This is a genomic window from Nocardiopsis sediminis (assembly GCF_042650565.1).
GTDB classification, from domain to species: Bacteria; Actinomycetota; Actinomycetes; order Streptosporangiales; family Streptosporangiaceae; genus Nocardiopsis_B; species Nocardiopsis_B sediminis.
The window spans coordinates 69,384-90,795 of sequence record NZ_JBHSBH010000009.1; the positions used below are offsets into that span (position 1 = coordinate 69,384).

Annotated in this window: 15 protein-coding genes; 10 read left to right on the top strand and 5 right to left on the bottom strand. The window is 73.0% G+C overall.

Going from position 1 to position 21,412, the window contains the following annotated elements:
* The first annotated feature begins 568 nt into the window (after positions 1 to 568).
* The 5 genes from ACFOVU_RS14110 (at position 569) to ACFOVU_RS14130 (ending at position 4,931) form a co-directional block, all read left to right on the top strand.
* The gene (locus tag ACFOVU_RS14110; RefSeq protein ID WP_378533696.1) at positions 569 to 1,216 is read left to right on the top strand and encodes a DUF5941 domain-containing protein; all 648 of its coding nucleotides are present in this window, start codon (positions 569 to 571) and stop codon (positions 1,214 to 1,216) included.
* 16 nt (positions 1,217 to 1,232) lie between these two features.
* A complete protein-coding gene (locus ACFOVU_RS14115; RefSeq protein WP_378533698.1) occupies positions 1,233 to 1,964 on the top strand; it encodes a phosphocholine cytidylyltransferase family protein in 732 nt (243 codons plus the stop codon).
* 5 nt (positions 1,965 to 1,969) lie between these two features.
* Positions 1,970 to 3,019, top strand: a complete 1,050-nt coding sequence (locus ACFOVU_RS14120) for an iron-containing alcohol dehydrogenase family protein (protein ID WP_378533700.1) — start codon at positions 1,970 to 1,972, stop codon at positions 3,017 to 3,019.
* Positions 2,997 to 3,767 (top strand): CDP-alcohol phosphatidyltransferase family protein, encoded by a 771-nt coding sequence (locus tag ACFOVU_RS14125; protein ID WP_378534049.1) that lies wholly within the window; start codon positions 2,997 to 2,999, stop codon positions 3,765 to 3,767. The genes ACFOVU_RS14120 and ACFOVU_RS14125 overlap by 23 nt, the downstream gene beginning before the upstream one ends.
* Positions 3,768 to 4,100: 333 nt before the next feature.
* Positions 4,101 to 4,931: a glycosyltransferase family 2 protein gene (locus tag ACFOVU_RS14130; RefSeq protein ID WP_378534051.1), complete on the top strand. Its 831-nt coding sequence runs from the start codon at positions 4,101 to 4,103 to the stop codon at positions 4,929 to 4,931.
* Positions 4,932 to 4,975: 44 nt separating this feature from the next.
* On the opposite strand, the gene ACFOVU_RS14135 is transcribed toward ACFOVU_RS14130, so the two are convergent.
* The 3 genes from ACFOVU_RS14135 to ACFOVU_RS14145 form a co-directional block, all read right to left on the bottom strand.
* Entirely contained in the window at positions 4,976 to 6,193 is a 1,218-nt protein-coding gene (locus ACFOVU_RS14135) for a glycosyltransferase family 4 protein (RefSeq protein ID WP_378533702.1), read from the bottom strand.
* Between the two features lie 302 nt (positions 6,194 to 6,495).
* Positions 6,496 to 7,827: a nucleotide sugar dehydrogenase gene (locus tag ACFOVU_RS14140; RefSeq protein WP_378533703.1), complete on the bottom strand. Its 1,332-nt coding sequence runs from the start codon at positions 7,825 to 7,827 to the stop codon at positions 6,496 to 6,498.
* Between the two features lie 579 nt (positions 7,828 to 8,406).
* Complete coding sequence (locus tag ACFOVU_RS14145) at positions 8,407 to 10,113, bottom strand: glycosyltransferase family 4 protein (RefSeq protein WP_378533705.1); 1,707 nt, start codon at positions 10,111 to 10,113, stop codon at positions 8,407 to 8,409.
* 165 nt (positions 10,114 to 10,278) lie between these two features.
* On the opposite strand from ACFOVU_RS14145, the gene wecB reads away from it, so the two are divergent.
* From wecB to ACFOVU_RS14160, 3 genes are all read left to right on the top strand, one after another.
* Positions 10,279 to 11,346 carry a non-hydrolyzing UDP-N-acetylglucosamine 2-epimerase gene (wecB, locus tag ACFOVU_RS14150; protein WP_378534053.1) on the top strand — a complete coding sequence of 356 codons (1,068 nt, stop codon included), beginning with the start codon at positions 10,279 to 10,281 and terminating at the stop codon, positions 11,344 to 11,346.
* Between the two features lie 64 nt (positions 11,347 to 11,410).
* The gene (locus ACFOVU_RS14155; RefSeq protein WP_378533707.1) at positions 11,411 to 13,156 is read left to right on the top strand and encodes a hypothetical protein; all 1,746 of its coding nucleotides are present in this window, start codon (positions 11,411 to 11,413) and stop codon (positions 13,154 to 13,156) included.
* Between the two features lie 204 nt (positions 13,157 to 13,360).
* A complete protein-coding gene (locus ACFOVU_RS14160; protein ID WP_378533709.1) occupies positions 13,361 to 15,583 on the top strand; it encodes a glycosyltransferase in 2,223 nt (740 codons plus the stop codon).
* 95 nt (positions 15,584 to 15,678) lie between these two features.
* Here the strand turns inward: ACFOVU_RS14160 and ACFOVU_RS14165 are convergent, their stop codons facing one another.
* Both ACFOVU_RS14165 and ACFOVU_RS14170 read right to left on the bottom strand, forming a co-directional pair.
* Positions 15,679 to 17,127, bottom strand: coding sequence for an LCP family protein (locus tag ACFOVU_RS14165; RefSeq protein WP_378533711.1), 1,449 nt, complete (start codon positions 17,125 to 17,127; stop codon positions 15,679 to 15,681).
* Between the two features lie 21 nt (positions 17,128 to 17,148).
* Complete coding sequence (locus tag ACFOVU_RS14170; RefSeq protein ID WP_378533712.1) at positions 17,149 to 17,958, bottom strand: TIGR03089 family protein; 810 nt, start codon at positions 17,956 to 17,958, stop codon at positions 17,149 to 17,151.
* Positions 17,959 to 18,385: 427 nt separating this feature from the next.
* Between ACFOVU_RS14170 and ACFOVU_RS14175 the strand changes: the two genes are divergently transcribed.
* The gene (locus tag ACFOVU_RS14175) at positions 18,386 to 20,407 is read left to right on the top strand and encodes a hypothetical protein (protein WP_378533714.1); all 2,022 of its coding nucleotides are present in this window, start codon (positions 18,386 to 18,388) and stop codon (positions 20,405 to 20,407) included.
* 75 nt (positions 20,408 to 20,482) lie between these two features.
* Positions 20,483 to 21,412, top strand: a complete 930-nt coding sequence (locus tag ACFOVU_RS14180) for a glycosyltransferase family 2 protein (RefSeq protein WP_378533716.1) — start codon at positions 20,483 to 20,485, stop codon at positions 21,410 to 21,412.

A 21,412-nucleotide genomic window follows, 5' to 3' on the forward strand; every position in this document is an offset into this window, starting at 1 on the left:
CGGGTCGCCCATCGACGCCGTCGACCCCGGCCGCCCCGACCGCACCCCCAGCGACCCCTCCCTGACCGCCGAGCTGTTCGGCACACCCGCTCCGGAGCCGCGCGCACCGGAGCCGGGCCCCAGCCGTCCGGCGGACCCGGGTGCGCCGCCGCCCGGTATCGGCGGCCGCAGCGACCCGATCCGCATCCGCACCGTGCCCGCGAGCCGCATCAGCGCCGAGTGGGAAGAGGGGCGGCTGCGCGCCATCCGCAGCGTGCGCGCCGCGCGGGAGACCGGCGGGGTGGGCGGACAGGCGAGCGGAGGCGGCGCCGCACCCGGCCGAAGGTCCTCGCGCGGGGCCGTCGGAGCGGAGCGAGGAGGCGGGCGCGACCGGAGATCAGCGCCTCCGGCGCCGCCGTGGGTACGCACGGCGCTGTCCTTCCCCCAGGCCGGACGCCTCACTGTGGTGGCGCTGACGATAACGATTTGGGACGCCCGGGTGACGTTTATCGCACTGATCGTCGGTTGCGCCATCGCCATCACCCGGGAGCTCACCGAGCAGCCGGCCCGAGACGCCGCGAGGTAGAGCATGGGCGCGCCCCGATCGGACCCCGACACGCACCGTCCTGACCTGCGTTTTCTCCGTGATGATGGTCACTTGAGTACCGGTCTGGGCCGGTTCGCCCCCGGTGCGCTGCCGCCGTTGCTGCCCGCGCTGGCCGGGGCGATGGTCACGGGCGTCCTCCTGGTGGCCGGGATCGGCCACGCGTCAGGCATTACCCTGTTCGCACCGGTTGCGGCCCTCCTGCTCTCGGGGGTGGCTTCAGGGCATCCGCACGACGGACGGTTTGATTGGATGGTCCCGCCGGTCCTTCGCGGAACGGAGTACCTTTACCTACTCGCGCTCGGCTATGGATCGGGCGTACCGGGCCCGCTGGTCTTCGTACTCTTGACAGCGGTCGTGCTGCACCACCGCGACACCGTCCACCGGGCACGGTGCGGGACCCGTCCGCCCGGCTGGGCCGTCCGGGCCATGCTCGGATGGGACGGCCGGATGCTGCTCGTCGCCCTCGGCGGCGCGCTGGGCTGGCTGCCGTTCACCTACGGTGTGCTCACCGGCCACCTCGTGGTCCTGCTCGTCTGGGAGACCACGGCGAGCTGGTCGGCGACCCCGGTCACACCCTACGAGGGCCCGCCGCGAAACGAACGGGGAGGCATGGACGCCTCCACGACCTAAGGAGGAAGGCGCCTACATGCTCGGGATGGTACTTGCCGCGGGAGCGGGCCGCCGACTGCGCCCGTACACCGACACCCTGCCCAAGGCACTGGTGCCGGTCGATGGTGACACCACCATCATGGACATCTCCCTGCGCAACCTCGCCGCGGTCGGACTGACCGACGTCGTGGTCGTCGTGGGATACAAGTCCGAGGCGGTCGAGGAGCGCAAGGAGCTCCTGGAGAGCCGCCACGGCGTCAAGCTCACCCTGGCCTACAACGACAAGGCCGAGGAGTGGAACAACGCCTACTCCCTGTGGACCGCCCGCGAGTACTTCTCCGAGGGCGTGCTGCTGGTCAACGGCGACACCGTCCACCCGGTCAGCGTCGAGGAAACGCTACTCGCCGCACGGGGACCGGAACTGCTCCTCGCGGTGGACGACGCCAAAACGCTGGCGGACGAGGAGATGAAGGTGACCCTGGACGCCTCCGGGCACCTGGCCACCATCACCAAGCTCATGGACCCCGCCACCGCCGCGGGCGAGTACATCGGCGCCACCCTCATCGAGGGCACCCTGGCCGACCGCCTCGCCGACGCGCTGAAGGCCACCTGGGAGCGCGACCCCCAGCTGTACTACGAGGACGGCTACCAGGAGCTGGTGAACCGCGGCGGCAAGGTCGCCGTCGCCCCGATCGGCAAGGTCGACTGGGTCGAGGTGGACAACCACGACGACCTGAACCGCGCTCGGGAGATCGCATGCCGCTACTAGCCCGCATGCTCCCTTCCCCCCTGACGATCGACGTCCGGCGCGGCGCCATCTCCTCCCTGGGATCGGTGCTGGCCGACCGGCGGATCGCCACCGAGGGCCGCATCGCCGTCGCGGTGGGCCCGGGGCAGGGCGCCCAGATCGGCGCCGACCTCGACCTGCCCAACTGCGAGGTGTTCCGGGTCGAGGGCGGCAGCGTCGACGTCGCGACGGAGCTGGGCAAGAAGCTGCGCTCCGGCGCCTACGAGGCCGTGGCCGGCATCGGCGGCGGCAAGACGATCGACGTCACCAAGTTCGCCGCCTCCATGGCGGGCATCCCCATGGTCGCGGTGGCCACCAACCTGGCCCACGACGGCATCGCCTCGCCGACCGCGTCGCTGGAGCACGAGAGCGGCAAGGGCTCCTACGGGGTCTCCATGCCGATCGCCGTGGTCATCGACGTCGACTACGTCCAGGCCGCCCCGCAGCGCCTGGTCCGGTCCGGGATCGGCGACGTCGTCAGCAACCTGTCGGCCATCGCCGACTGGGAGCTGGCAGGCCGCGAGCAGGGCGAGCCGGTCGACGGCATGGCCGTCACCTTCGCCCGGGTCGCCGCGGCGGCCGTGCTGCACCGGCCCGACTCCATCGAGTCCGAGGAGTTCCTGACCGTGCTGGCCGAGGCGCTGGTGCTGTCGGGCATGGCGATGTCGGTGGCCGGCTCCAGCCGCCCGGCGAGCGGAGCCTGCCACGAGATCCTGCACGCCATCACCCACCTCTACCCCGGCGTGAGCAACCACGGCGAGCTGGCCGGAGTGGGCGCCCTCTTCGCGTTCTACCTGCGCAACCGCTACCGGGGCGAGGGCGAGGCCACCATGCAGGACATCCGCGCCTGCCTACTCCGCCACGAGCTGCCCGTGGTCCCCGCCGAGATCGGCCTCGACGACGACCAGTTCGCGCGGGCCGTGGTCTACGCGCCCGAGACCCGCCCGGGCCGGTACACGGTCCTGGAGCACCTTGCCCTATCCGAGGACGAGATTCGGCGGAGTGTCGGTGAATATGTCAAGACCGTCGGTCGCTGAGGTCCGCGCGGGAGGCCAGCCCGAGGGCATCAAGGAGCGCGTCAACGAGGAGCACTGGGCCGGCCGCCTCTACATGCGCGACATCTCCCCCTACGTGAGCGCGGTGTTCATCCGCCTCGGCGTCGCGCCGAACCCCATCACCTACCTCATGATGGCGTTCGGCGTGCTGTCCGGGGTGGTCCTGGCATTCGGCGGCCTGTGGTCGGCGCTGCTCGCCCTCGTGCTCATCCAGATCTACCTGCTGCTGGACTGCTCCGACGGCGAGGTGGCCCGCTACACCGGCCGCACCAGCGTCGCGGGCATCTACCTCGACCGCATCGGCCACTACCTCTCCGAGATCGCCCTGCTGATCGGGCTCGGTATCCGCGCCCAAGGGGAGTTCGCGGCCGGCGGCTGGGTGATCGCGGGGATGGCCGCCGCCCTGGGCGCCGCGCTGATCAAGGTCGAGACCGACAACGTGGTGGTCGCCCGCGCCAAGGCGGGGCTGCCCGAGAAGATCGCCGACTCCGCCATGGCGCCGCGCTCCGCGGGGCTGGGCCTGGCCCGCAAGGCGGCGGCGGCGCTGCGGTTCCACCGCATCATCCAGGCCGTGGAGCTGTCCATCATCGTCGCGGCCGTCGCGGTCGTCGACGCCGTGCGCGGCGACCTGCTCGCCACGCAGGCGCTCGTGGTCGTGTGCGTGGCCGTCGCGGCGCTCCAGACCGTGCTGCACCTGGTCAGCGTGCTGGCCTCGCGGCGCCTGGAGTAGCGCCCGCCGTCCGGCACACCGCACGAACATCAGCGGTGCCGGTCCCTTGCAACGGGGACCGCACCGCTTCCCCGGGCCGTGGCGTTCGCAAACGCGGGTTTATGCTTCCGTTAGCCTGGACATGCGATCGTCGACTCCCGTCCATTCCGTCGCCACGTTTGAACGGTGCTCATGACCAGTCCCGTATCCCCGGATCTGCCCGCGACCGAGCCGCAGGGCACGGACACCCGGCTCTCCGGCGCGACCGGCGACCCCGGTGCCTCCGAGCACGCCGAGCATGCGGCGACCCTCAGCGGCGCGCAGCGGCTGAAGATCTCCTGCGTGCTGCTCACCATGGGAAACCGCCCCGCCGAGCTGCGCCGCGCCATCACCAGCGTCTTCGAGCAGGAGGACGCCGACGTCGAGGTCATCGTCGTGGGCAACGGCGCCGACCTCCCGGAACTGCCCGACGGCGTCGTCACCGTGCGGCTGCCCGAGAACGTCGGTATCCCCGAAGGCCGCAACCACGGGGTCAAGGCGGCCACCGGCGACATCATCCTGTTCCTGGACGACGACGGCTGGTACCGCTCGCGTGACCTCGCCCACCACGTCGTCGCCCGCTTCACCGGCGAACCCGCCCTGGGCGCGCTGTCCTTCCGCATCGCCGACCCCGACGGCGGCCCCGACCAGCGCCGGCACGTGCCGCGGCTGCGCGCCGGCGACCCGCAGCGCTCCAGCCGGGTCACGACCTTCCTGGGCGGCGCCTGCGCGATCCGCCGCGAGGCCTTCGAGAAGGGCGGCGGGCTGCCCGGCGGGTTCTTCTACGCCCACGAGGAGACCGACCTCGCCTGGCGGATCCTCGACTCCGGGTACGAGATCGAATACGACGCCGACGCCGTCATGTACCACCCGGCCGTCGCCCCCACCCGCCACGCCGACTTCTACCGGCTCAACGCCCGCAACCGGGTCTGGCTGGCGCGGCGCAACCTGCCGTGGCCGCTCGTCGTCGCCTACCTGGGCACGTGGGTGGGGATCACGCTGCTGCGCGAGCGGTCCCGCTCCGCGCTGCGCGCCTGGTTCCAGGGCTTCCGCGAGGGCTGGCGCGAGGACCCCGGTCCGCGCGCGCCCATCTCGTGGCGGACCGCCTGGCGCATGACCCGCATCGGGCGCCCGCCGATCATCTGACCCGCCGGCCGCACGGCCCGGGGCGCCGGTCCGGCGGCCCCGGGTCAGCGCTCGGATGTGGCGGGGCCCACCAGCGGGAAAGGCCCCTGCGTGCGCTGGGGCGTCCCCGCGGGGCCCGTCGGCATCTGGCGCGGCAGCCGCACCCCGGCCACGCCCTCGGCCTCGCTGCCCCGGGCGGCCTGGGCCCACTCCTCGAGCTGCTGGACGAACTGCGTGGCCTGCGTGGGCCAGTGGTAGGCCGACCGTGCGATGGCGTGCCCGGCCTGGGCCAGCCGGTTGCGCAGCGGCGGGTCCGAGCGCAGCCGCAGGACGGCGTCGGCCGCCGCCGCTGCGTCGCCGTAGGGCACGACCAGGCCGGAGTCGCCCTCGGGGCGCCCGTTGACCAGCCGGGCCGCCACCGGGGTGGGCGAGGTGATGACGGGCAGCCCGTGGGCCATGTACTCGATCACCTTGGTCGGCATGGAGTGCCGGTAGTTCGGGGTGTCGTGGAGCAGGCTGACACCGGCCAGCGCCCCGCTGATCATCCGCAGCGCCTGGTCGTTGGGGACGAACCCGTACCAGCGGACCGCCCCTTCCTGCTGGGCTTCGCGCAGCAGCGGCTTGGTCTCGCCGTCGGCGGCGCCGATGACCTCCACCTTCACGCCGTGCGGCTGGAGGATCCGGCCCAGCTCGACCAGCTCGCGGGCGCCGCGGGCGGTGGAGAGGTGGCCGAGGTAGACGACCCGGTCGGTGCCGGGGCGGCGGGCCGGCTGCTCGGGAACGTAGGTGGTGTTGGGGACCACGGGGTGGCCGTACTCGAAGCGGTCCCGGTAGCCCTCTTCGGCCAGCAGCAGGTGCATGTGCTTCTCGGCGCGGCGCTCGAAGCCGCGCACGATCGGCGCGAGCGGGCGGCGCAGCGCCTTGGGCAGCCACGGCTTGGTGAGCAGCGCGGCGGCGGCGTCCTCGTGCACGTCCCAGATGGTCACGGGCCGCTTGCGCGGGAGCGCCAGCATCAGCTCGGGGTCGTGGAAGAGGAGCACGTCGGCGTCCGGGGCGTGCTCGGCCAGTGCGGCGCGGGCGGCGCGCAGCGCGCGCAGGCGCCGCCGGCCGGCCGCCCGGGGCACGTCGACCACGTTGAGCTCGGGCCAGGGCGTCACGCCGCGCTCACGGAAGGGTGCGACGTAGGTGACGGTGTGTCCGGCGTCGAGGAGGGCGCGGATCTGGCGGTGCAGGATGCGCGCGTCCTCGGGGTGGTGGACCACCGTCGCGACGAGAGCGTGCATGTGCAGTTTCACCCACTTCCGACTACTACGTCCCAGTTTGGCCGAATGACGGCATATGGCCTGGACAGGACGGTAAATGCTTCCGGAAACATCAGGTGAATCAGCGAGTGACGGAAGGGGGTTCTCCCGGTGAATCCAGAGGTCGGATCGCCGGATTCCGGGCAAAGGCCGACCGCCGCGGCCCCTTGGGCCACGGCGGTCGCGGGTAAATCGCCGGACCGCGGTCAGCGGGTCAAAGGACCTCGACGCCTCGCGGTGACGGGTGGGTTGATCCGGCACTCCCTACGGAGCGCCGGAACTGCTCAAAGGACCTCGACGCCCTCGCGGGTGATGGGCGCGGTGATGCGGCGCTCCGCGCCCGGAACCGGCGCCGCGCCGTCGGCCCGGCGCATCACGCCCCGGGTGTCCAGCAGCAGCCGGGCGTGCTCGGCGAGCAGCTTGGGCCGGTAGTCGCTGTGGTCGGTGAGCAGGACCGTGAGGTCGGCCTCCTGGAGCGCCTGCTCCAGGTCGTCGATCCGCGGCACGTCGGTGCCGTTGACCGACCACTCCGCCACCCGCGGGTCGTGGTAGACCAGCGTGGCGCCCTTCTCGGCGAGCTTGCGCGCCACCGGGCGGGCGGGCGATTCGCGCTGGTCGGCGATGTTGGCCTTGTAGGTCACGCCCAGCAGCAGCACCTTGGACCGCGACAGCGCCAGCCCGGCGTCGTTCAGCAGCTCCTGGGCGCGCTGGAGCACGTAGGCGGGCATGCGGTTGTTGATCTCCTGGGCCAGCTCGACGAACCGGAACGGGTAGCCCAGCGTCTTGACCTTGTAGGAGAGGTAGTTCGGGTCGATCGGGATGCAGTGCCCGCCCACGCCCGGCCCGGGGTAGAACGCCTGGAAGCCGAACGGCTTGGTCGCCGCGCAGGCGATGGCGTCCCACAGGTCGACGTCCAGCTCGCGGCAGAAGATCGCCATCTCGTTGACCAGGGCGATGTTGACGTGCCGGTAGGTGTTCTCCAGCAGCTTGGCCATCTCGGCCTCGCGGGTGCCCCGCGCCTTGACGACCTCGCCGACGAACTTGCCGTAGAACTCCGCGGCCAGCTCGCCGCAGCGGTCGGTCAGGCCGCCCACCACCTTGGGGGTGTTGGCCACGCCGAACGCGGTGTTGCCCGGGTCGATGCGCTCGGGCGAGAACGCCAGGTGGAAGTCGGCGCCGGCGACCAGGCCGGACTCCTCCAGGATCGGCCGCACGACCTCCTCGGTGGTGCCCGGGTAGGTCGTGGACTCCAGCACCACGAGCGTGCCCGGCCGCAGGTGCCCGGCGATGGAGCGGGCCGCGGAGGTGACGGCGCCCAGGTCGGGGCCGCCCTCGGCGGACAGCGGCGTGGGCACGCAGATCACGATCGTGCGGGCCGAGCCCAGCACAGCGGGGTCGGTGGTGGCCGTGAAGCCGGCGGCGCGCATCTCGGCGAGATCGTCGCCGCTGAGGTCGTCGACGTGCGAGGTGCCCGAGGTGAGACCGTCGACGACCCGGGAGCTGACATCGAGCCCGGTCACGCGCAGCCCGGAACGGGACGCCTCCTGGGCCAGCGGTAGACCGACGTAACCCAGGCCGACGACGACCAGATCGGTGGTTGAGGTGACGACGTCCACAGGGGTTCCCCCTCGTGATTCATGGCTCGGGTGTGGGAAATCGATCGAGGAACAGACTTTCCGCGTGAACTGGACGCCCGAGTGGTGTTCTCAGTTGCCGCAGCCGGTGCGGCTCCGCGGTTATGGCCTGCTCCGGACAGTCTTCGCAATAGGGGTGCTCGACCCCTGCCGACGCGGTAGGGCGCGCGCTCGTGTTCACCGCCGGTTCACCGCCGGCGGCCGTTCGACCTGCGACGGCGCGGTCCCATCGCGTTTTTCGACTGTAAGCCCCGATTCAGGGCTAATGGGCGATCATTTCCGATCCTTGTGGAGGAATTAACTCACCGGCCACTTCCGGTTCCGGTGGCCTCCCCGATCACACCGGACGATCGGGCGCGATTCCGCTCCGCGGCCCGCCACCACCGGTGAAAGTGCCGTTCCATCCCCGGCAAACGCCTTCTGTTCCCCCGAGATCACATTCAGGTCCGCGTGCGGTGATCGGCCGGTGAATACGCGGTGGCGGGAATACGGCCGGACGGCGGGCCCGCCCGCCGTGCCCCGGCCCGCCCGCTCCGCCCCGAGCCGCCGCTCCCGTGCCGTTCAGCCCGCCGCCGGGCGGCCCTGGAGCAGCGCCGTGTAGGCGTCCAGATAGCGGTGCGCCGCCGCCGTCCACGTCCGGTCGGCGCCCACCTGCTCGCGCGCCGCGCGCCCGTAGTCCGCCCGCATGTCGGGGCTCGCCCCCAGCTTCTCCAGGCACGCCGCCAGGGCGGCGGCGTCGCCGGGCGGCACCAGGTCGCCCGTGACCCCGGGCCGGACGATCTCCCGCAGCGCCTCGACATCGGAGGCCACCACCGGCAGCCCGCCCGCCATGGCCTCCACCGGCTTGAGCGGGGTGACCAGCCGGCTCACGCGCTCGTCGCGCCGCGGCACCGCGAACACGTCCAGCGCCGCGTGGTAGCGGCGCACCTGGTCGGCCGGCACCCGGCCGGGGAAGTGCGCGGCCCCCGCGAGCCCGGCCTCCTCGGCGCGGCGGCGCAGCGCCCCCAGCTCCGGGCCGTCGCCGACGATCAGCGCGTGGGCCGCGACCCCGCGCCGGCGCAGCTCCGCCACCGCGTCCACCAGCGTGTCCAGGCCCTCGTAGCCGTAGCAGCTCGTGGTCGTCCCCGCCACGAGGTCGCCGGGGCCGATCCCCAGCTCGCGGCGGATCCCCGCGCCGTCGGGCAGCGGCTCCAGGAACGCCTCGTCGACCGCGTTGGGCACCACCACGACCTTCTCGGCCGCCACCCCGCGCGCGACGATGTCGGCGCGCATGGTCGCCCCCAGCGTCACCACCGCGTCGGCCGCCAGCATGCAGGCGGTCTCCCGCTCGCGCTCGGCGGTGTAGTAGGCGTCGGAGGTGCTGCGCGAGGGGTCCCGCGACAACCAGGACTCCTCCAGGAACCCGCGCACCTCGTAGACCACCGGCAGGCCGAAGCGCCGCCCCAGCTCCAGGGCCAGGTGCGCGTTGCGGTGGTTGCTCGCCGCGTGCAGCACATCGGGGCGGACCCGCTCCACCAGGGCGCTCGCCAGGCGCAGCCCGGCGCGCAGCTCCTGCTCCGGCCCCGCCGGGGCGGTCCACGGCAGCAGCCGGTGGTAGGGGATGCCGTCGACCTCCACCCGCGTGCGGGTGTCGGGCACGCCGATGGTCATCGGGTACCCGAGGCGGGTCACCACGTGGGGGTCCAGCCCGGCCGCGCGCTGGCCCAGGGCGATGCGGTGCGTCCGCTGCGTGTAGCCGGCGTTGGTCAGCGGCAGCGCGTTGGTGACCAGGTGCAGTACCCGCAGCGGACCGCCGCCGGATATCCGATCGTTCATCGCCTCGTAGCGCTTCGTTCTCTCCCCCGGCGTTACGGTAATGGCGTGCCACTGGCCAGGCGCTTCCTCGGGGACCGCGCGACCCGTCGTGAGCGCGAGCCGGTGCTCCAGATGTGTCCGGCGCCGATCTCGGGGCAGTCGTTCCAGGAGTTCTCCGGCGATCGCGGGCTGCTCGATGGCCAGCGAGAACGCGGTCAGACGGGCCAGGTGACGAGGGGAGGCGCCATGGGCAGCGCTGCGGACCGCCTCCAGGGTCTCCGTGCGGTGCCCGGCGTCCCACAGCGCGTACGCACGGGGCAGCGCCCCCGCGCGGCCCAGGGCGCCCCGCGCCCCGGCGCGCACCCGGCCCGGGAGCAGCCGCAGGCCCAGCAGTGGCAGCCGCGCCGGCTGCGCCCGCAGATGCCGCCAGGTCAGAGTGGTGGTGAAGGAAGCCGCTTTCACGATGTTGCGCACGGTCGGGTATCCAACCACGTCAGGGTGGCCGTCCGGTGACGCCACGGCGTCTTGCACGGGTCGTGATCGCACGTCGGTTCATGCGAAGGGAAGAAGATGTCGTCAGCATCGGCCGAGCGCCGGCCCGCATCCGCCGCCTCCGGGGCAGCGCCTGAGGCCGAGATCGTGCACATCGTCGGGGCCCGCCCCAACTTCGTGAAGGCCGCCCCGGTGGTGGCCGCACTGGAGGCCAGGGGGGTCCGCCAGGCCGTCGTGCACACCGGCCAGCACTACGACGACCGCATGTCCGCGGTCTTCTTCCGCGAACTGGGCCTGCCGCGGCCCGATGTGGACCTGGGCGTGGGGTCCGGATCGCACGCCGAGCAGACCGCCGCCCTCATGGTCGGCCTCGAACGCGAGTTCACCGAGCGGGCGCCCGGCCTGGTCATCGTCTACGGCGACGTGAACTCCACCCTCGCCGCCGGGCTGGTCGCCGCCAAGCTGCACATCCCCGTGGCCCACGTCGAGGCCGGGCTGCGCTCCTTCGACTGGAGCATGCCCGAGGAGGTCAACCGCCGCGTCACCGACCAGCTCTCCGACATCCTCTTCGCCACCAGCCCCGAGGCCGTCGGCCACCTGGCGCACGAGGGCGTCGACGTCGACCGGATCCACCTCGTGGGCAACCCGATGATCGACACCCTGCTCGGCAACCTCGACCGGTTCGACGTCGCGGCCCTGCGCTCCCAGTTGGAGCTGCCGGCGAAGTACGTGGCCGCCACGCTGCACCGCCCCGCCAACGTCGACGACCCCGCCACCGTCGCCCGGCTCGCCGCACGCCTGCACGAGGTCGCCGACCAGGTCGACGTCGTCATGCCGGTGCACCCGCGCGGCGCCGCCGCGTTCGAGAAGGCCGGGCTGGCCGACCACCCGCGGATGCGGCTACTGGAGCCGCTGGGCTACATCGACTTCGTCACCCTGGTGCGCGGGTCCACGGCCGTGGTCACCGACTCCGGCGGCGTGCAGGAGGAGACCACCATCCTCGGCGTGCCCTGCCTGACCCTGCGCCCCAACACCGAGCGCCCGGTGACCATCACCCACGGGACCAACCGGCTGGTGGTCGACTCCGAGCTGCCCGGGCTGGTCTCCAAGATCCTCGCCGGGGAGACCCCCGGCACGCCCGCCATCGCCGACGTGCCCCCGCTGTGGGACGGGCACGCCGGGGAGCGCATCGCCACCATCCTGGCGGACCGGTGAGGTTTTCACGCCGCTCCGCCGCGTCGCCGGACCCCGTTCAACCCCGCAAGGTAGGAATGTTGCTGTGAAACGGCGTGAACAGAGCCAGACCGAACAGCTACGGCAGGCCCTCTCCGAGCGGGAGGCCCAGCTCCAAGAGGCGCAGACCCGTCTGGCCGCCCTGGAAGGGTCGACCTCCCTCCAGGTCGGGCGCGCGCTGACCGCCGCCGCCAAACGGCCCGGGCGCGGCCTCATCAAGCTGCCCCGCGACCTGTTCCGGCTATGGCGCCGCAGCGGCACCAGCGCCCAGGGCACCGGCCGCCGGCGCCGCAGCGAGCCGGTGCGCTCCTACGACGCCGAGCGGCAGGAGGCGCGGCTGCTCTCGGGCACCATCGGGGTGCGCGAGGACAAGCTCGTCGTGGCCGGCGTCCTCTCCCCCGAGGTGCAGGCGGCCCTGGAGCCCTACGTGCGGGTGATCCCCCTGCGCCCGCAGGACGCACAGGTGGTCCTCGACTCGGTGGACGTCGACGTCGTGTGCGTCGCCGCCTCCGCGACCGCCCCCGGCTCGCTGTGGGCGCACGCGGGCGACCCGGCGGTGGCCGACCGCACCCGGACCCTCAACTGGGTCGTGGAGTCCGCGGCCGGCCGCGGCACCCCCACCGTCCTGCTCGCCGACGCCCCCGCGCCCCCGGCGCTGCGCACCCTCGCCTTCGACCACATCCACGAGGGCGACACCGGGGTGCCGCTGCACCGCTTCAACCCGATCGCGGCCGAGCCCGAGCGCGAGCCCGAGCCCGCCTACCTGCCGTCGGCCGGCCACGAAGGCCCGGTCGTCCACCGCCTGGTGGAGACCCTCGACGGCGTCCGCCGCCTCGACCCCCGCTGGGACGACCTGCCCGGCGTCCTGCGCGCGGCCACGGGGGTCGTCGTCGACGACGCCGGGCTCGCCGACCGCGCGCTGGTGTGCGGCGCGCGGGCGCTGCTGATCGGCGACCGCCGCACCGGCCGCAACCCGGCCGGCGGGCCGTCGCTGCACTCGGTCCCGGCCGACGCCGGGGCGCTGCGCTCGGGCGACGCCGCCCGCGAGCTGGCCCGGATGCGCGAGTCCGGCCAGCTCACCGCGGAGGAGCTGCGGCTCGCGCTGCGCTCGGTGTTCCTCACCGACGCCACGCCGGTCCGGCTCGCCGAGATCCTCGGCAAGGTCGCGTTCGCGCCCGGATCGGGCAGCGCGTCCCTGCCGCTGCGCGGCCGCGAGAGCGCCATCGTCGCCTGCCCGGCCGACGACAACGCCTCGCTGGCGCTGGCGGGCGACGTCCTCGGCCAGGTGCACGCGCCCGTGGAGGTGGTCGTGCCCGAGGCCGCCGCGCACTTCGCCGGCGTCGAGCGGCTGCGCTCGCACGGGCTCCCGCTGCGCATCGCCGACGGCATGGCCGCCGTCGCCGCCCCGGGACCCGCCGACTGGGCGCGGCTGGCGCAGGCCGCCACAGCGCCGTGGGCGGCCCTGTGGCGGGGGTCCCGGGGCGAGGCGTTCCTCGCCGACCTGCTGTGCGCCGCCGAGTGCTCGGGGGCCGACGCCGTGGGCCCGGCGATCTCCGCCTGGCGCGGCGACGGCGCCCCGGAAGGCGACCCGGTCGACCGGGCCATCGCCGACCAGGAGTACGTGTTCGTCAGCGCCATCCAGCCCCACCTGGCCCGCCGCGAGCTGCTCGCCCGCGGCATCCAGCCGGGCGTGTGGAACCGGCACGGTGCGCGGCTCCTCGCGCTCGGCCCGGTCGGCGACCACCGCGAGCCCGCCGACCACGCGCGGACCGCGCCCAATGTTCAGCCGTGACAATCGAGCGCTGCCGCCGGTGCGCCGCGACGCGGCGGCAGCGCGCACGTCCCCCGGGGTGTGGCCCCGGCGGATCGGTTTCGAAGGGAAGCACGTGACCAACCACCGAGCGGACACTCAGGCAGGGCCGGAGGGCGGCGGGGGAACGCCGCTCCCGGCGACGGGGCGGCACCGCATCGCGGCCGACACGAGCGGGCGGGGAGCATGAGCGTGCAGGGCGACGGAACACGGCTACGGGCGCTCGTCTACGGCGACGTCGACCTCAACATCATCGACGGGTCGGCCATCTGGGCCCAGTCCATGACCCAGGGGCTGGCCGCCGCCGGATGCGATGTCACGCTGCTGCTGAAGGCCCCGGTGACCACCGACCGGCTGGTGGCGCCGCTGCTCGACACCGAGCACGTCACGGTGCGCCGCCCCTACGAGGAGCGGCTGCTGGCGGACCTGGGCCCGCGAGGGCTCACCCCCGACCAGGCGGTCTCCCTGATGACCCGGCTCGACACCGAGCGCCGCTACGACCTGGTGGTCGTGCGCGGCAGCCGGCTGGCGGGCGTCGCGGCGCAGGCCGAGCAGCTGACCGGCCGGCTGTGGACCTACCTCACCGACGTGCCGCAGAACGTCGCCGAGATGACCTCCACCGCCGCCTCCGAGCTCACCGACATCGCGGTGGCCTCGCGCTACCTGCTGTGCCAGACCGAGGAGCTGCGCGGCTTCCTGGAGGCGTTCATCCCGGCGGCGTGCGGCAAGAGCGTGCTGTTCCCGCCGGTCGTGGTCACGCCCGAGGGCGTCGCCGGCGAGGGCACGCCGCACACCCCGCTCAAGCTCGTCTACACCGGGAAGTTCGCCCAGCGCTGGAACACCCTGGAGATGACCGAGCTGCCGGCGGCGCTGGCCGCGCGCGGGGTCGCCGCCGAGCTGCACATGATCGGCGACAAGGTGCACCGCGACTCCGCCGAATGGGCCCGGCGCATGACGCGGGCGCTGGAGTCGACCCCCGATGTCGTCTGGCACGGCGGCAAGCCGCGCGCCGAGGCGCTGCGCCTGTCCGCCGCCTGCGACGTCGGCCTGTCCTGGCGCGACCCCGAGATGGACGCCAGCCTGGAGCTGTCGACGAAGGTGCTGGAGCTGGGGGCACTGGGGCTGCCGGTGGTGCTCAACCGCACCCCGATGCACGAGGAGCTGCTCGGCGCCGACTACCCGCTCTACGCGGGCCAGGACCTGGACTCCGTCGCCGACACCCTCACCCTCGCCGCCGAACCCGACATCTACCGCGAGGCCGCCGAGCGGTGCCGTCGGGCGTCGGAGCGCTTCTCCCTGGAGCGCGCGGCGGCCCGGCTGCGCGAGTACCTCACCGCGGCCTGCCCGTCGGCCCCCTCGGGCACCGACCCCGAGCGCCCGCTGAAGGTCGTCATCGCAGGGCACGACCTGAAGTTCTTCACCCGGCTCGCCGACTTCCTGATGTCGCTGCCCGGGCTGGACGTGCGGCTGGACGAGTGGGAGTCGCTGCGCGCCCACGACCAGTACCGCAGCAAGGAGCTCGCCGCCTGGGCCGACGTCGTCATCTGCGAGTGGTGCGGGCCCAACGCCCTGTTCTACTCGCAGAACAAGCGCCCCGGCCAGCGCCTGGTGGTGCGGCTGCACCGGTTCGAGCTGTACGCGGAGTGGCCGCGCAAGCTCGACATCGACAAGGTCGACGCGGTGATCTGCGTCAGCCCCTACTACGCCTCGCTCACGCGCGAACTCGCCGGGTGGCCCGCCGACAAGGTCATCGTCCTGCCCAACTGGGTCGACGACGCCCAGCTCGACCGGCCGAAACTGCCCGGCGCGGAGTTCACGCTCGGCATGATCGGGATCGCGCCCTCGCGCAAGCGCCTGGACCGCGGCTTGGACGTGCTGGCGGAGCTGCGCCGCCGCGACCCCCGCTACACCCTCGCGGTCAAGTCCAAGCAGCCCTGGGACTACTGGTGGATCTGGAACCGGCCCGAGGAGCGCGAATACTACGAGCGCACCTACCGGCGCATCCAGCGCAGTGACCTGCTCGCCGACGGGGTCGTCTTCGACGGGTTCGGGCCCGACGTCCCCGCCTGGCTGCGCAGGGTCGGGTTCATGCTCTCCACCAGCGACGACGAGAGCTTCCACCTGGCCCCCGCCGAGTGCGCCGCATCGGGCGGTGTGCCCGCGGTGCTGGCCTGGCCGGGCGCCGACACGATCTACTCGGCGCGCTGGCTGCACGAGGACACCGCGGCCATGGCCGACGCGATCCACACGATCGTCACCGAGGGCCGCTTCGACGCCGCGCGCCGGGCCGCCCAGGCGGAGATCAACGGGAACTACGCCCTGCGCCGGGTCTGCGACATGTGGGCCGACCTGATCGTGCACGGCAAGGTGCCCGAGCCGCTCGACCTGCGCGGCGCGGTCTCGGCCTAGCCCCGCATACGAGAACCGCCCCGCACCGGAGGCGCGGGGCGGTTCTCACGTGTCCGGGCCCGCGCGGCGGGCGGGCCCGGGGGCTCAGGGGGCGGTCAGCACTCGGACCGGGCGTCGGCCGCGCTGGTGCTGTCGGTCCCGCCGTTTCCGCCGCTGATCTTGACGCCCGCCCAGTCGGCGGCCATCACCAGCTCGACCGCGGGGCCGGCCAGAGCGGGGTCCTCCTCGGTGGTGCCGACCTCCAGCTTGTCGGCCAGCGCCTGGGCGTGGGCCTCCTGGCCGGGGGCGTAGTAGACGGTGGTGGTCGCCGGGACCGGGCGGTCGGGGTTGCCGGTGTCGGCGACCTGGAAGCCCTCGTTGGCCAGGACCGTGCCGACCTGGTCGGCGGCGCCGGTGACCCCGGTGCCGTTGCGGATGTCGACGCTGACGTCGCCGGGGCCGACACTCGGCTCCTCGTCGCCGCCGGAGTCCGAGCCGCCCCCGCCGTCGCCGCCGCTGGACTCCTCTTCCTCTTCGCCGGGGAGCGCTTCGTCGGCGGCGATGGCCTGGAACAGCTCGCCGGCGTCGGGCTCGCTGAGGACCAGCCGGTTCTCGTCGGTCGGGTCGGCGCCGTTGGGGGCGGTGACGAACTTGACGTCGGACATGTCGACCTCGCGCATGGCGATGGCGATGTCGGCCATGGTGTCGACCGTGAGCTCGTCGTCGGTGGTGATCGTGTTGGTCACCGACCCCAGGAAGTCGTAGAGGTTGGTCGGGCTGCGCAGGATCTCGCCGCTCATGACCTGGCTGAACATGGCGCCCAGGAACTCCTGCTGGCGGCCGATCCGCGAGGTGTCGCTGCCGTCGCCCTGGCCGTAGCGGGAGCGCATGTAGCCCAGCGCATCGGTGCCGTTGAGGGTCTGCTGGCCGGCGTCGAGCTGGAGGTGCGCCTTGTCGTCGTCAATGGGCTCGGGGATGCACATCTCCACCCCGCCGATGGAGTCGACGATGTCGCGGAAGCCGGTGAAGTCCACACTGACGAAGTGGTCGATGTGGATCCCGGTGATCTGCTCCACCACGGCCCACTGGCACTGCACGCCGCCGAACGTCATGGCGGAGTTGATCATGCCGCGCTGGGCGTCCATGCCCTGGTACTCGCCGTCGTCGGTGGCCGGGCAGCCGGGCAGGTCGACCATGGTGTCGCGCGGCAGGTTGATGAGGGTGGCGCTGCCGCGGTCGGGCGAGACGTGGGCGATGATCAGCGAGTCGGGGCGCTCGCCCTCGGCCTCGCCGCCGAGGTCGGCGTTCTCGCCCGTGCGGACGTCGGAGCCGATCACCATGATGTTCAGCGCGCCGTCGACTCGGCTCGGGCGGTCGCCGAAGGCGTCGGTGTCGATGCTCTGCTGGCTGATGTTGCCGTAGATGTCGTAGTAGGCGCCGTAGGCCGTCAGGCTGCTGCAAATGACGAGCCCGGTCGTGATGACGGCGGCCCAGCCGCCGCGCGACAGGTTCGTCCGCGCCGCGCGCGCCTTGGCAGAGCCTCGGGAGGAACGATTTCTGGGCATCGGGCACCAAACGGACGGAGGTCAGGGAAGATGGCGGATACCGCTCGGGATCTCGAAGAAGCGATCCTCCAGGCCCACGTACGCGGTGACGCGCTCCATGCGGAGCTGGGATTGCAGGCGGGCCGAATCCCTTTCGTGGCTGAGGACCAGAGGGAGGCCACCGGCCACGGGGCACAGGAGATCGGAGAGGTCCGATCCCAGGACGGCAAGGGCTTCCGATTCATCGGTGATGATAGCCACGCGATCAGTGGATGTCAGCTCCGACTTCGCAAATCGGTCCTCTGCACGGGCTGCGAGATCGGCTCCGCTGTAGGTGCCGGGATACGACGACAGTGCCGCGGCGTCCGGGTCGACCGGGGCACCAGGTACGAACCGGTCGCCGTACCCGCGGACCTCCACCGTGTAGTCCAGGACCGAAGGAGGGCAGGTCGGCAGCGGGGCACCCAGCGGATGCAGCGAGGTGGCGACCACTTCTTCAGCCCCGCTGGCGAGCGCGGCGTCCATGCCGTCGGGGCCGGTGACCACGATGTCGGGGTCGTCCTCACCGAGGGTCGCGACCGTGGCGGGGATCACGTTCAGCCCGGCGGTCCAGGAGGCGATCAGCCAGACGAAGCCCTGCCAGTGCACCGGCAGCGCCAGCGCGATCTTCGCCCCGGGTTCGGCGGCCAGGCCGTCGACGATCATGTTCGCCGTCTTGGCCACCCAGTTGTCGAAGGTCGCGAACGACAGCTCCACCCGGCCGCCCGCGGCGTCGTAGGCCGTGACGAAGGGGCGCGCGGGGTCGGCGGCGACGGCCGACCGCCACAGGTCCCCAGGGGTCTTCGCGGGCACCGCCGCTCCTTCCTCACCGCGCCGGTTCGGGCCGGCGGCACCGCCCGCCGATTCGGGCGGGTCGGCCCAGGTTACCCCGTCTGTCCGGTACCGCCGCTGCGGCCAGAGCGGCCGGGGAAGGCCGCAGCGGCGGTACCGGGCCGTGTTCCCGGGGGCACAAGGGCCTCCACGGGATCAATCGGACTCCGACGAACACACGGCTCATCCGGGCGGATGGTTCACGGCGGGCTTCCCGGCGCCCGCGCCGAGGCGACGGAGGGGGGTGGGGTCCGGCCGTCACGGCCCGTTATCCCCGAGTTCGGTGGTGCGCCGCTGTGGGCTTCGGTAGGTTCGGCCGGGTGGCGTCACCGGAGCGTGGCGGCGACGCGACACCGTGCAGCCGCCTCCTTCACGCCGATCACAGCCCCCGATAGAGACACTTTCCGCCATGCCCCCGAGCCCCGGACGCCTCTTCGCCCGCGTCACCGCCCTGCCGGCCATCGCCTTGGGCGCGTGGCTGCTGGTGGCGTTCCCGCTGCTGCTCCTCGGCCTGTTCACGCCGCTCGCCGGGGCGCTGGCCGGGATCCCGGCGGTGGCGGCGGCGGTCGTGCTGCTGCCCCGGCTGCTGCCGGACCTGCCCGAGGAGGACGTCCCGTGGTGGCCTCTCGCGGCCACGGCGCTGATCACCCTCGCGTTCGCGGCGGTCCAGGTCGCCTACCACGCCGAGGCGCTGGTGATCCGGCGCGACCCGTCCTCCTACGCCCAGTTCACCGCGTGGATCGCGCAGAACGGGTCGCTGCCCATCCCGCAGCAGCGCGACCTGATCGCCGGCGACGACCCGGCGCTGATCTACGGCAGCCTCGCCTTCTACCAGGTCGGCGACGTCGTCTGGCCGCAGTTCCTCGCGGGCGCGCCGCTCGTGCTGTCCATCGGCTACTGGATCGGCGGGCTGACCGGTATGGTCGTCGTCCCGCCCCTGCTGGGCGCGCTGGGCGTGCTCACCTTCGCCGGGCTGGCCGCGCGGCTGATCGGGGCGCGGTGGGCCCCGCTCGCGGCGCTGCTGCTGGCGGTCTGCCTGCCCGAGCAGTGGGTGAGCCGGTCCACCTACAGCGAACCCCTCGCGCAGGTGCTCCTGCTGGGCGCGCTCGTGCTCGCCTACGACGCGCTGTCGACGCGGACGGACCTGCGCGGGCGCTGGGGCGCGCCGCACGCGCTGTCGGCCGCCGCCGGGCTCGTGTTCGGGCTCGGCCTGGTGGTGCGCATCGACGCCATCCGCGACCTGCTGCCCGTGGTCGCCTTCATCGGCCTGCTGCTCCTGGCCCGCCGCGGCCAGGCGGTCCCGCTGCTCGCCGGGCTGGCGGTGGGGCTGGGCTACGGGTTCACCGCGGGCTTCGGGCTCTCGGCCCCCTACCTCGACTACCTGTCGGCGTCGCTGGACCCCCTGCTGCTGCTCAGCGCGGGCGTGGTCGTCCTGACCGCCGTCCTGACCGCCGTCCTGTGGCGCCGCGGCGTGCCGCGCACGGACCGGCCCGGGTGGCTGCCCACCGCCGCGGCCCTGCTGTCGATCGCGGTGGTGGCGGCCCTGGCGGCCCGGCCCCTGGTCTACGTCGCGCGCGGCCACGGTGACGACGCCACCGGCGTCTTCGTCGGGCAGGTGCAGCAGGCCGAAGGGCTGCCGGTCGACCCCGACCGCACCTACGACGAGATGAGCCTGTACTGGGTCGGGTGGTACCTGGGGCTGGGCACGGTGCTCTTCGCCACCCTCGGCGTGGCCCTCGTGGTGCGCCGGATCCTCCAGCGCCGCGACCCCCAGTGGGTGCTGCCCGCGATGGTGTTCATCTGGACGGTCGCCACCACCCTCGCCCGCCCCGCCATCACCCCCGACCACCCGTGGGCCGCCCGCCGCCTGGTGGTCCTGGTGCTGCCCGCGTTCGTGCTGTTCGCGGTCTGGTTCGCGGCCTGGCTCATCCGGCGCCTGCGCGAGATCCGGCCCGCACCGGGGCCGTGGGCCGCGGCAGGGGCGGCGGCGTTCTGCTCCGCCGTGCTCCTGGCGCCCACCGCGATCACCGCCGCCGGGGTGATGACCTACCGTTCCGATGTGGGCAGCATCCGCGGCGCCGAGGCGCTGTGCCGCGAGATCCCGGACGACGCGAGCGTCGTCATCGTCGACGGCCTCTACTACGCCTACATGCCGCTCATCCGCGGGGTCTGCGGGGTGCCGACCGCCGCCGTGTCCGGCACCGACACCGTCGCCGACGTCCAGCGGGTCGTCGGCGAGATCGAGGAGCGGGGCCGCACGCCCGTCCTCGCGGCGTCGGAGCCCGACGCGATCTTCGCGGCCGAGCCGTCGGTCAAAGCGGTCTCCCACCCCTTCGACGTGCAGAGCGACCAGGATATGAGCACACTCATGGAGCCGCCGGCCGGCTCCTGGCCCTTCACCGGCGACGTGTGGATCGCCGTGCTGTCCTGACCATGGGCCGCCACCCCACCCCACAACGGCGGCCCACGACCCCACCCCACGACCCCGCTACCCCGTGAGCCCACCGTGAACGAGACACCCCAGTCACCCGACGGGGCGCAGGAACCGCGCCCCCACGTCAGCATCGTGCTGCCCTGCTACAACGAGCAGGACCACGTGGTCCAGGAGGTCGAGCGGATCTGCGCCGCGATGGACGCCTCCGGGCACGCCTACGAGCTGCTGGCCGTCGACGACGCCTCCACCGACGACACCCTGCTCCGGCTGCGCAGCGCCGAGCCCGGCCACCCGCACCTGCGCGTCATCGCCTTCGGGCACAACGGCGGGGCCGGCACGGTGCGCCGGATCGGCACCCAGCGGGCGCGCGGCGAGATCGTCGTGTGGACCGACGCCGACATGAGCTACCCCAACGAGCGGATCCCCGACCTGGTGGCCCTGCTCGACGAGAACCCCGACATCGACCAGGTCGTGGGCGCCCGCACGCACGAGGCCGGCTCGCACAAGCTGCTCCGCGTCCCCACCAAGTGGCTGATCCGCAAACTCGCCGAGCGGCTGACCAATACCCGCATCCCCGACCTCAACTCCGGGCTGCGGGCGTTCCGCCGCGAGGTGTCCCTGCCCTACCTGCGCCTGCTGCCACCCGGGTTCTCCTGCGTCACCACCATCACCCTGGCGTTCCTGTCCAACCAGCACCAGGTGCACTACACGCCCATCGACTACGCCACGCGGGCGGGCACGTCCAAGTTCCACTTCGTGCGCGACGCCTACCGCTACATCCTCCAGGTGCTGCGGATGGTCATGTACTTCAACCCGCTCAACGTGCTCATGCCGCTCGCCCTGTGGCTGCTGGGGATCGGGGCGGGCAAATTCGTGTTCGACATGGTCCGCCAGCCGCTCTACGTACCCAACAACACGATCATGCTGTTCATGACCGGGCTGATGGTGGCGTCCATGGCGCTCCTGGCCGACCTCATCGTCCGATCACGCAACGGGAGCTGA